The sequence below is a fragment of the Chloroflexaceae bacterium genome (assembly GCA_025057155.1).
GTDB lineage: Bacteria > Chloroflexota > Chloroflexia > Chloroflexales > Chloroflexaceae > JACAEO01.
In genome coordinates, this window is sequence record JANWYD010000149.1 from 1 (window position 1) to 252 (window position 252).

Genomic DNA, 252 nt, shown 5'->3' on the forward strand with positions numbered 1-252 from the left:
GCCAAACGGAATACGCAATACGCAATACGGTTGCGTATTCCGTGTTGCGTATTGCGTACAACACCCTCTCAAGGAGATTACAAAGATGCGAACTCCCGTGATCGCCGGAAACTGGAAGATGAACAAAACGCCCGCCGAAGCGGTGGAGCTGGCGCACGCGCTGGTCGCGGAGATCGGCGGCGTGAGCGGCGTGGAGCGCGTGCTCTGCCCCCCGTTCGTCGCGCTGCCGGCAGTTGCCCCGTTGCTGGCCGG

At 62.3% G+C, this 252-nt stretch carries 1 protein-coding gene; it reads left to right on the forward strand.

Going from position 1 to position 252, the window contains the following annotated elements; genetic code table 11:
• Positions 1-85 precede the first annotated feature (85 nt).
• Positions 86-252: triose-phosphate isomerase (locus NZU74_20745; protein MCS6883753.1), on the forward strand; the 167-nt coding region annotated here is incomplete at its 3' end.